7 protein-coding genes and 1 riboswitch (1 of these 8 only partly in view) are annotated in these 11,115 nt (G+C 49.6%); all 7 genes read left to right on the forward strand.

Annotated elements, in window-relative coordinates; all coding sequences use genetic code 11:
• The first annotated feature begins 142 nt into the window (after positions 1-142).
• Complete coding sequence (guaA, locus tag NST99_RS03070) at positions 143-1,681, forward strand: glutamine-hydrolyzing GMP synthase (protein ID WP_341089653.1); 1,539 nt, start codon at positions 143-145, stop codon at positions 1,679-1,681.
• A 108-nt stretch (positions 1,682-1,789) separates the two neighbouring features.
• The gene (locus NST99_RS03075; RefSeq protein WP_341089654.1) at positions 1,790-2,116 is read left to right on the forward strand and encodes a hypothetical protein; all 327 of its coding nucleotides are present in this window, start codon (positions 1,790-1,792) and stop codon (positions 2,114-2,116) included.
• Between the two features lie 117 nt (positions 2,117-2,233).
• A riboswitch (purine riboswitch) is annotated at positions 2,234-2,333 on the forward strand.
• A 128-nt stretch (positions 2,334-2,461) separates the two neighbouring features.
• Positions 2,462-3,862: an NCS2 family permease gene (locus NST99_RS03080; protein ID WP_341089655.1), complete on the forward strand. Its 1,401-nt coding sequence runs from the start codon at positions 2,462-2,464 to the stop codon at positions 3,860-3,862.
• 175 nt (positions 3,863-4,037) lie between these two features.
• Complete coding sequence (locus tag NST99_RS03085) at positions 4,038-6,041, forward strand: glycosyltransferase family 39 protein (RefSeq protein ID WP_341089656.1); 2,004 nt, start codon at positions 4,038-4,040, stop codon at positions 6,039-6,041.
• Positions 6,038-9,862 carry a phospholipid carrier-dependent glycosyltransferase gene (locus tag NST99_RS03090; protein ID WP_341089657.1) on the forward strand — a complete coding sequence of 1,275 codons (3,825 nt, stop codon included), beginning with the start codon at positions 6,038-6,040 and terminating at the stop codon, positions 9,860-9,862. Before NST99_RS03085 ends, NST99_RS03090 begins: the two co-directional genes overlap by 4 nt.
• A 42-nt stretch (positions 9,863-9,904) precedes the next feature.
• Positions 9,905-10,885 (forward strand): glycosyltransferase family 2 protein, encoded by a 981-nt coding sequence (locus NST99_RS03095; RefSeq protein WP_341089659.1) that lies wholly within the window; start codon positions 9,905-9,907, stop codon positions 10,883-10,885.
• On the forward strand, positions 10,875-11,115 hold the 5' portion of the coding sequence (locus NST99_RS03100; RefSeq protein ID WP_341089660.1) for a GtrA family protein. The gene runs 164 nt beyond the window's last position; the window shows 241 of its 405 coding nt (coding positions 1-241); it begins with the start codon at positions 10,875-10,877; the stop codon falls past the right edge of the window. The genes NST99_RS03095 and NST99_RS03100 overlap by 11 nt, the downstream gene beginning before the upstream one ends.

Consider the following 11,115-nt stretch of genomic DNA (forward strand, 5'->3'; position numbering starts at 1 on the left):
CATAAGTCTTTTCCGCTATCCTCAGATCGTTCAAGCGGCCGGATGAACTGCGCCAAAAGCGTAAGAGATACGTGTCCTCCTTTCCTTGACGATGAGATTTATCCATGAGTATAATGAATCCAATAATCAAGGGAGGCACGTAATGAACAAGCCAAATGAAATGATCGTCGTTCTCGATTTCGGGGGACAGTATAATCAACTTATCGCGCGCAGAATTCGGGACCTGGGGGTATACAGCGAGCTTCTGCCGTACAATACGCCAATTGAGAAGATCAAAGCACTTTCGCCGAAGGGGATCGTATTCTCCGGAGGACCAAGCAGTGTGTATGCTGAGGACGCACCACATCTGGATCCGGCTATTTATGATTTGGGACTGCCAATTTTCGGCATCTGCTACGGCATGCAGCTCATGGCTCACCAGCTCGGCGGCAAGGTGGAACGTGCAGCCAAACGCGAATACGGCAAAGCTGATGTCGATTTCGAAGCGGGAGCTGTGCTTGCAGCAGGGCTTGAGAGCAAACAGATGGTATGGATGAGCCACGGCGACCATGTAGTGGAGCTTCCGTCCGGATTTAATCTGGATGCCGGTACGGAAAGTGCGCCGATTGCCGCAATGAGCCATGCTGCCCGAAAATTCTTCGCTGTTCAGTTCCATCCGGAGGTTCGCCATTCCGTAAGCGGCAATGAGATGATTTCGAACTTCCTGTACGAGATCTGCGGCTGTGAGGGCAAATGGACGATGGAATCGTTCATTGACGATGCCATTAAGGATATCCGTGCTAAAGTCGGGGACAAGAAGGTGCTTTGCGCACTCAGCGGCGGTGTGGATTCCTCCGTTGTGGCCATGCTGATTCACCGGGCCATCGGCGATCAATTGACCTGTATGTTTATTGACCACGGCCTGCTGCGCAAAGGCGAAGCAGAGAGTGTAATGGAGACATTCGTCGGCAAGTTCGATATTCATGTCGTGAAGATCGATGCCCGCGAGCGATTCCTGGGCAAGCTGGCCGGTGTATCTGATCCCGAACAAAAACGTAAAATCATCGGCAACGAGTTTATCTATTGCTTTGACGAAGAATCGGCCAAGCTGGGTGACTTCGCATTCCTCGCCCAAGGTACACTGTACACGGATATTGTGGAGAGCGGAACAGCAACAGCACAGACTATCAAATCGCATCACAATGTCGGCGGATTGCCGGAAGACATGAAGTTCAGCCTGATCGAGCCTTTGAACACGCTGTTCAAGGATGAGGTCCGCAAACTGGGAGAAGAGCTGGGCATGCCGCGTGCCATCGTCTGGCGACAGCCATTCCCGGGTCCTGGACTTGCTATTCGCGTATTGGGCGAAGTGACCGAAGAGAAGCTGACGATTGTCCGCGACTCCGATTACATCCTGCGCGAGGAAATCATCAAGGCCGGTTTGGATCAGGAGATTTGGCAGTATTTCACTGCACTTCCTAACATGAAGAGTGTCGGGGTTATGGGAGACGAGCGCACTTATTCCTACACCGTGGGCATCCGTGCAGTAACTTCCATCGACGGTATGACCGCCGACTGGGCGCGTATCCCGTGGGATGTGCTGGAGAAGATCTCCGTGCGGATCGTCAACGAAGTGGATAACGTGAACCGCATCGTTTATGATATTACCTCGAAACCGCCTGCAACAATTGAATGGGAATAGCAATCAGTTGAATAAGAGTATATCCAGAGCCGGAACACCATTTTAACAGGGTGTTTCCGGCTTTTTTTTGTTTAATGTAAGAAAATGAATTTCGTGTCAGGTGGTAAAATGATAGCATGCAATTGCACGCAGACATTAACGAATGAATGGAGAACGGAGGCGGAGGTCAGAATAGAAGAATGCGATGGGGCAGAATACTCCGGCATTCTCGAATGTCAGGAGTGGTTTCGCGGCTGGCATGATTCAGGGAATAAGGTTCTGCAATGGGATATCCTTGAATCCTTTTTTGATGCCAAGGAGCAAACCGTAAGCAATGTTTGGCGCTTTACTTGTCTTTATGATGGCAAAACCAGCACTTTTGACGGATGCTCCATCATCTCCTGCAGTGAGCCAGAGAAATACCGCCCGTATCCTATGAGTGAGGTTCCAGATTAACCATTCCTGCAGATTTTGTCATGAAAATGTTTGATTTACGAACAATATTAAAAATATAACGCGTATTGTTCGTATTTGCCATTGACAACTTATGTGATGTACACCTAAAATGATAAAGCGTTGAGCAACATAAATATTCGTATAATTTCGGGAATCGGCCCGAAAGTCTCTACAAGGTCACCGTAATGACCTGGCTACGATTAAGAAGAGCGAGTTCCCGGACATCTTTGGCCTTTGCGCTGAAGACAGGCAGGTGAATCCTCTTTTTTCGGGCCGGTGTCTACCAAGATACCGGCTTTTCTGTTGCACGCGAGACACTCACATAGATCTTAGGGGGAGAACAATTTGAATCGCTTTTTCAAGTTGAAAGAAAACGGCACCACAGTACGCACAGAGATTATGGCCGGTCTGACCACATTCATGGCAATGGCTTACATTCTCTCGGTTAATCCCGGGACTTTGACGGCTTTTGGGCGGATTGACATGGGCTGGTATTCCGTGTTTCTGGCTACAGCGCTGGCAGCTGGTATTTTTACAATTGCCATGGGACTTTTCATTAATTTCCCGGTAGCTCTGGCGCCTGGTATGGGCCTTAATGCATATTTCGCATCCGTGGTTTTATCCTCGGCTACAACTGAACATGAATTTACCTGGCAGATGGGTCTGACTGCCGTATTCATTTCCGGTATCATCTTCATCCTGCTGACGGTAACGAGGGTGCGGCAAATATTACTCACAGCCATCCCTGACAATCTGAAGCATGCCATTACCGTGGGGATCGGGATGTTTATTACCATTATCGGATTGAAGAACAGCGGTCTTATGACTATCGGCGTTGAAGCCGGCAGCGACATTGCTGCTAACAAGTTCACTGATGTTTTGTCCTTCGAAACTGTTATTCATATGGGCAGCCTTGAAAATACCAATGTCCAGCTGGTCATCATCGGCTTGCTGCTGATTTCTATTCTGATGGTGCTGCAAGTCCGCGGCGCGATTTTGTTCGGAATTCTGGGAACTACCGTTGTCGCCATCCTCATGGGTGCAGTTGATTTCAGCTCGCTGAACAATCCACAGACGCCTTGGGTTCCTGATTTCACACAGCTGAATTTTTGGGAATTTGACTGGGAAGGCATTATGCACACCGGTATTGTTTCCGCCATTGCCACCTTTACGTTCGTAGAATTGTTTGATACCTTTGGCACGCTTGTCGGTACTGCTGAACGTGCAGGAATTATGAAGGACAAGGAAGATGGCAAGAGACGTGTCGGCAATGCGATGTTTGTTGATGCGGTTGCTGTTGCCGGTGGTGCGATGCTGGGTACTTCCACAACTACTGCTTATGTAGAAAGTGCTGCCGGGGTTGCTGAAGGCGGCCGGACAGGTCTGACTGCTGTAACAACCGGTGTTTGCTTCTTGCTTGCTCTGTTCCTTGCTCCGGTGGTTGCGCTAATTCCTGGTTCCGCTACGGCAGCGGCATTGATTGTGGTCGGCGTGCTTATGGCGCAATCGATTCGCGAGATCGACTTTCAGGATATGGTTTATGCTATTCCAGCCTTCCTGACTTTCGTCATCATGCCATTCACTTACAACATTGCCAACGGCATTTCGTTCGGGATTGTTACCTATGTAATCTTGGCTTGTGTAGCCAATCTGGCCGGCAAGAAAAAATACGATATCCACTGGATGATGTGGGTGCTTGCCGTTCTAATTGTGCTGCGCTACGTGTTGATCGGCAGCCAAGGCTAAGTTTACTTTTAATATAAACCCGAATATTACGGCTCCTTCAGTGATGAAGGGGCCGTTTTGCTATAGCAGAACAAGAATCAATGCACCTGTATCTTACAGTTTCGGCCAGGGACATCAACCGGTCCCGGTCTTTTCTTCAACCGGCATTTAGATTATATTGTTGAAGAGGTGATTAATGTTGTCCGGCATTGTTAATAGAGCGTACAGCTCCTGGAGGAACAACCCTTGGCCATTGCTGATCTTCCTGCTGGGGGCCATCGTGCGGGTGATATACATAGGGAGTATCCCTCCGGGACTTAACCAGGATGAAGCATCCATAGGCTATGATGCTTATGCTATCCTCCATTATGGGATAGACCGGAACGGCGTTCATCTGCCCATTCATCTCATTTCCTGGGGCAGCGGGCAAAATGCACTTTATGCCTATTTATCGCTGCCTTTTCTCCTGCTGTTCGGTCTGACACCACTGTCTGTGCGGGCGGTAAGTATCGTGATGGGGCTGCTGGGCATGCTATTTTTCTATTTAATTATGAGGCAGCTGTTCCCATCAAAAGTGGCGGGTCTTGCCGCCATGTCTTTTATCGCGATTAATCCTTGGCATATTATGATGTCGAGATGGGCACTGGAGTCCAACCTGCTGCCTACCCTGGTATGTATTGCGGTATATTTTGGGCTGAAATCCTTCCGCAGCGCCAAATGGACTTGCGGTTTTACAATCATGCTTGCCCTGTCGCTTTATGCATACGGAACAGCCTACTTTTTTGTACCTTTATTTGCCTTAGGCACCGCACTTCTTCTATTGTATAGTAGAGCGCTAAAATTACGGACATTATTGTGGAACGGGGCACTATTTATCCTGCTGGCCCTTCCCATATTTTTATTTGTAGTTATCAACCGCTATAAACAGCAGGGGATAGCGACTCCATTCTTTTCTATTCCCAAATTAACTATGCCGCGTGTAGAAGAGGTCTCTTCCGTATTCAGCGGACAGCTGCTGCAGACCGCTGCAGACAATTTTAGTGCTTTTGGCAAAATACTACTCAGCGGAAGCGACGGCCTGCCGTGGAATTCAATCTCACCGTATGGCTATGCTTACCCGATCGCTTTGCCTTTTGCTATAGCTGGCCTTCTTGTGATGATTCATGCGCTGCGGACACGCGGCCGCGAAGGTATCCCGCATGCGGTTGTGCTGCTGTGGCTCTCCCTTGCCGTACTCATGAGCTCTATCACGACTGTGAATATCAACCGGATCAACATTATCTTTTATCCGTTGATCCTGCTGGTTGCAGCTGGTTTTACATGGCTATACCAAAAAATAAAAATTGCAGGTATCCTGTCTGCTCTTACTTTCACCATTTTGTTCGGGTCATTCACGAATGCATATTTCCGTGATTTCCCCGGGCGTATCGGTCCGGCGTTTTATGATTCGCTGGGTGAGGCGATACAATATGCATCTGAACACAGTACAGAAGACGTCTACATTACGGACGAAATCAATATGCCTTATATCTTTGTGCTGTTTTACGAAAGAATCAATCCGCATGATTTTCTGGAATCTGTTGTCTATGCCAATCCGGGGGCGGCGTTTCAGCAGGTATCTGCCTTTGGCAGATACAGGTTCGGCAAACCGGATGTTGTGACTGGGAATTCGGCATACCTCTTCAGGAATGGAACCCCCCTCCCTGAAGCCGTGGCAGGAGAGGGGACGGTCAAGCATTTTGCTAATTATAGTGTTCTTCTTGTTAAAGAGTATGCAGACGGGGCAACGCCCCTGGACACAACAGCGGATAAGGAGTTTTCAAACGGTGGTTTTGAAGAGGGGGCCGCAGGCTGGAGTTTTTCAGAGGGAACGGGGGTTGCCAGCAATAACCCGGGTGCCGGAACTTATCTTGCCTATCTTGATGCCGGTGGTGACAAAAGTGTCGTTCAGGCTTTTGCAGCACCAACAGAGCCGGGGGAATACAAGCTGTCAGCCATGGTCAGTGCCGGCGGCGAGGGTGGAAGGATCGGCTTGCGGGTGAACGGTATCGTGCAGGCTGAAGCAGAGCTGACCAAGGGAGATGAATACCATCAGATTACACTGCCGCCTGTTGCTCTAAATCAGGGAGATCGGGCAGAGATTTTCATAACCGGCGGGAACGGCTGGATTAACATTGACGAGGTGAGGTTGGAACGATGATCAAAAATACACGCGCGGCTGCTATCATTGTTTTGATGCTGTTATTGTTTGTGCTTCCGGCAACAAGCATCCATGCAGAAGGAAACTTATTGCAGAATCCAGGCTTTGAAGATGGGGAGGAGGGTGCACCCTCCAGCTGGACCAAGGATGCATGGATATCCGGAGACGGCTCCGGCGTATTGTCGGTCCAGTCTGAGGAGGTTCATTCCGGCAGTAAAGCCGCAGTCATTGAGAATCTTGAACCGAACCATCTGAAATGGGTGCAGAACATAAGCGTTGCTCCAGACAGCTATTACAAGATCTCGGGGTTTGTCAAAATCGCCAGCGCCGCAGGCCAGGGGCTGGGGGCTAATATATTCCCGGTCGGCATCGGCAGCGGGTATCCTGCTACAACGGATACTGCCGGAGACTGGCAGTATCTTGAGTTTATCGGTCAGACCGGGAAAGAGCAGACCGAACTTGGTATAGGTGCAGCCCTTGGCGGATACGCCAATTTGATTCAGGGCAAAGCTTATTTTGATGATTTGGCTGTAGAACAGCTGGATGCCGCCCCCGAGGGAACTGGCGTCATTTCGCTGGATAGCGGCGCCGCCGCCCAGGGAGGTGACAATCCGGCAGAGGAAACACCGCATAAGGTATCACCAGCCAAGCTGCTGCTGATCTCGGCGTTATTCAGTGTGTTCTTCGCTTTTCTATATAATAGAGCCTTCAGGAGCGACAGATTGCTGAAGCAGCCGGATGTGATTTATACAAGATGGCTTTATCTCATCGTTGGAGCTGCTTTAATCCTGCGGGTCTGGATTGGCCTGACTGCGCAGGGCTATCAGAATGACATGAATACCTTTATAGCCTGGGGTCAGCGCATGGTGGATTTGGGTCCGGGCAAGTTCTATGAGGAGGGGTATTTTGCAGACTATCCTCCAGGGTATTTATATATATTGTACCTGTTGGCCTCGATCCGCGGTTTATTCGGCTTGGCGCATGGCTCAGGCGGGGAAACGCTGCTCTTTAAACTGCCGGCGGTCCTTTCCGATCTGGTGCTGGGGTATTTGATTTACAAAGGCGGCCGCAAAAAGCTCGGATCAGGCATGGCAATCGGCTTAACGCTGCTCTTCCTGTTTAATCCGGCGGTGCTGATGGATTCTGCTGCCTGGGGACAGGCAGATTCGTTCTTTTTATTGTTCCTGCTGCTTAGCGTTGCCGGGGCCTCCGATAAGGCCTTTGTGCGTGCAGCGATATTTTTTGCCTTGGCCACGCTGATCAAACCGCAGGCACTTATCTTTACACCAGTCCTGCTGTTTGCCTTCTATCATCACCGGGCCTGGAAGCAGCTTGCGGTGGGAGCTCTTTACGGACTTGGGATCTTTGCCTTGCTGGCGGCACCATTCTTCTGGAATAACGGCGGGTTAGATGCGCTTATTGATCTGTATAAGAGCACGCTGTCTTCCTATCCGTACTCTACGGTTAATGCGTTTAATCTCTATGCACTGACTGACCCGATGTGGTCCCCGCTCGATTTTACATGGCTTGGGATTACATACCGGGTCTGGGGTTATGTCTGCATCCTGGCAGCGGTAGCCGTGGCGGCTTATTATTCCTTCAAGCGGGACCGCAAGGAGCTGTCCAAATCTTTCTTCATCGGCATGGTGCTGATTGTCATTATGTTTGTACTCGGAACCAAAATGCATGAGCGTTACATGTATCCGGTTCTGATTCTTTCGCTGTTCGCTTATATTGAAAGCCGGGACCGCCGTTTTCTGACGTTGTTTCTCGGATTTTCGCTGACGCAATACATTAATGTAGGCTACACGCTTGCCCATCTGAACGCCGGAAATAATCCGCCTTCGGACGGAATAGTTCTGGTTACGTCGATTGCCAATCTCGCTTTGTTGTTATATATGCTGTACATTGGGTATTCGGTGTATATCCGTAACGAAACGAAGCTGCTTCCGCTGCCTTCTGCCCCTGCAGAGAAGTATGAAGCTGATATGAAACTCGCCGGGGAGCTTCGTCCGCTTCCGCAGCCGGGTAAGAAATCCAGGTTCAGACTGCAGCGTAAAGACTGGATCTGGATGCTGGCTATTACTGGCATCTTCGCAGCCCTGGCTCTTTACCACTTGGGCTCATCAAAAGCTCCCGAAACCTTATGGGAACCAGCTGCCAGCGGCGAAAGCTTTTATGTCGACCTGGGCCAGAGCCGCCAGTTGGAGCGTGTCAACGTATTTGGAGGTGTCGGGACCGGTAAATTCAAACTCGAATTCAGCCAGACGCCGGATGCCTGGAGCAGTCCGCTCGATGTGAATGAGGATGTCGGCAATGTATTCATCTGGAAAAGCCAGCCGCTGAACGTTGCGGCAAGATACGTGAAACTTACAGTGACTTCACCGGGTTTTACTTTAAATGAAATGGCCTTCTACGAGCAGGGGGGCGGAAAAACTCCGCTTCCGGTTACAAGTGTCACCCCGGATGCCGGTGCAGCGCCAAAAAGAGGCGTCCCCTCCAACCTGTTTGACGAACAGTCAATCATACCTGAAAATACCGGTTTCATGAACAGCACCTATTTTGATGAGATTTACCATGCACGGACAGCTTATGAATACACGCATGGCATCGTCCCTTATGAGAATACCCACCCGCCGCTCGGCAAGCTTCTGATTGCTATCGGCATGGAGGTATTCGGTGTTAATCCGTTCGGCTGGCGGATTATCGGTACCTTGTTCGGAATCGCTATGTTGCCGCTAATCTATATCATGGCGCTGCGTTTGTTCAAAAAGAGCATTTACGCCGCCCTTGCCGCGGGACTGTTCGCACTGGATTTCATGCATTTCACGCAGACGCGGATTTCTACAATTGATGTATACGGCGTATTCTTCATCATGTTAATGTTCTATTTCATGCAGCGGTATTTCATGATGAATTTCTACCGTGTTCCGCTGCGCAAGACACTCGTCCCGCTGTTCTGGTCCGGATTGTTCTTCGGCATCGGCGTCGCCTCCAAATGGATTGTGCTCTATGGAGGAGCCGGGCTGGCCATTATGCTGGCGCTTGCCTTATTTGAACGCTATAGGGAACATAAGGCCGCTGGGCGTGTGCTGGCAGAAGGCAAATTAAGTGACCAGGAGCTCAAGGACGCCTGCCGGACGGCAGATAGTTCCTTCTGGAAGAACACCATCGTTACGCTGGCCAGCTGTGTTGTATTCTTTGTAGTTATTCCTGCCGTGATCTATAGCCTGTCCTTTATTCCTGTGCTGTCCGTAACAGCCGACGGGTTTACTTTAAAAGGCTTGATCGATGCGCAAAAGAATATGTATAACTACCACAGCCAGCTTGTCGCCACGCATCCGTTTGCTTCCTCCTGGTGGGAATGGCCGTTTATGAAAAGGCCGGTATGGTTCTTCAGCGGCGGCGAAGGATTGCCGGAAGGCAAGGTAAGCAGCATAGTCACCATAGGCAATCCGCTAATCTGGTGGACCGGGATCTTCGCGATGCTGGCTACGGTATGGCTTACCATAAAACGGAAAGACAAAAGCATGTATATGATCTGGATCGGCTTTTTCTCGCAGTATGTCCCTTGGATGCTTGTACCGCGTGAGACGTTCCTATACCATTATTTTGCGATGGTACCGTTCATGATTCTTGCTATTGTATATATCATGAAGCTGCTGGACAGCAAATATCGGGAAGCTAGGTACATCCGGTATGCATACGTGGCTGTCGCTGCCCTGCTTTTTGTACTGTTCTATCCGGTATTGTCGGGAATGGTGGTTGACAAAGAATATGTGACGGATGTGCTGCGCTGGTTCCCTTCCTGGGTATTCTAGGAAGGGAGGCGTAATGCTACAAAACTTTTAGGAGGAACAAAGGTGAAAGCCAGATACAGTGTAATTGTCCCCATGTACAATGAGGAAGAAGTTATTCAATATACGTATGAGCGGCTTAAGAAAGTCATGGACGAATGCGGTGATACCTATGAACTGATCTTCGTCAATGACGGGAGCCGTGATCGCACAGCTGAGATCATGAGTGGAATCAGCAGCAGCGACGAGCATGTTAAGCTGATTGACTTCTCCCGTAACTTCGGTCATCAGGTCGCGATTACGGCCGGAATGGACTATGCGCAAGGCCAGGCTGTCGTGGTGATTGACGCGGATCTTCAAGATCCGCCCGAGGTCATTTTGCAGATGATTGCCAAGTGGAAAGAGGGCTATGAGGTAGTTTACGCCAAACGGCTGAAACGGCATGGGGAGACTATTTTCAAAAAAGTGACCGCCAAGCTCTTTTACCGTCTGCTCAGCAGCATGACCAGTGTGGAGATTCCAACCGATACAGGCGACTTCCGGCTCATCGACCGTAAAGTATGCGATGTGCTGCGCGGTCTCAAAGAGAAAAACCGCTATGTCAGAGGTTTAGTAAGCTGGGTCGGCTTCCGGCAGACGATGGTGGAATATGTGCGGGAGGAACGTTTTGCAGGTGAAACCAAATACCCGTTGAAGAAAATGATCCGGTTTGCGGTTGACGGCATCACCTCATTTTCACATAAGCCGCTGAAGATAGCCTCATATATAGGCTTCTTTCTCTCCTTCTCCAGTTTTGTGTATCTGTTCTTTGTATTGTTCCAGAGAATCTTTTTCACCTCATGGACGGTTCCGGGCTGGGCTTCCATCGTCGGCGTCAATTTGTTGTTTAACGGCATCGTGCTGATGCTGCTTGGCGTAATAGGTGAATATATTGGACGGATATATGATGAATCCAAGGATAGACCGCTGTATATCGTGCGTGAGACCAAGGGTTACCGGGGTAGAGAGCATGAGGAGCGGCAAGAGGACAATGATTATGGCAGATAGGAAGCTGAATGCGGGATTTGTCCAGTTTTTAAAATTCAATGCTGTAGGCTTACTGAATACGCTGATTGATTTCGCCGTATTTACCTTGCTGCATTCTCTGGGTATGATGAATACCCCGGCACAGATTATTTCTTATAGCGCAGGGACAGCGAACAGTTTCTTTTGGAACAAGAAGGTGACCTTTAAGGATAAGAGTCAGACTAGCAAGGACAGTTTTGACCGTATGCAAT

The sequence above is a fragment of the Paenibacillus sp. FSL L8-0470 genome, assembly GCF_038008625.1.
In the GTDB taxonomy this organism is placed as follows: domain Bacteria; phylum Bacillota; class Bacilli; order Paenibacillales; family Paenibacillaceae; genus Paenibacillus_AQ.

Excerpts from the sequence above, each read along its gene's own strand:
- NST99_RS03090 (WP_341089657.1), top strand. The coding sequence starts at position 6,038 with ATGATCAAAAATACACGCGCGGCTGCTATCATTGTTTTGATGCTGTTA.
- NST99_RS03085 (WP_341089656.1), top strand. The coding sequence starts at position 4,038 with ATGTTGTCCGGCATTGTTAATAGAGCGTACAGCTCCTGGAGGAACAAC.
- guaA (WP_341089653.1), top strand. The coding sequence starts at position 143 with ATGAACAAGCCAAATGAAATGATCGTCGTTCTCGATTTCGGGGGACAG.
- NST99_RS03075 (WP_341089654.1), top strand. The coding sequence starts at position 1,790 with ATGATAGCATGCAATTGCACGCAGACATTAACGAATGAATGGAGAACG.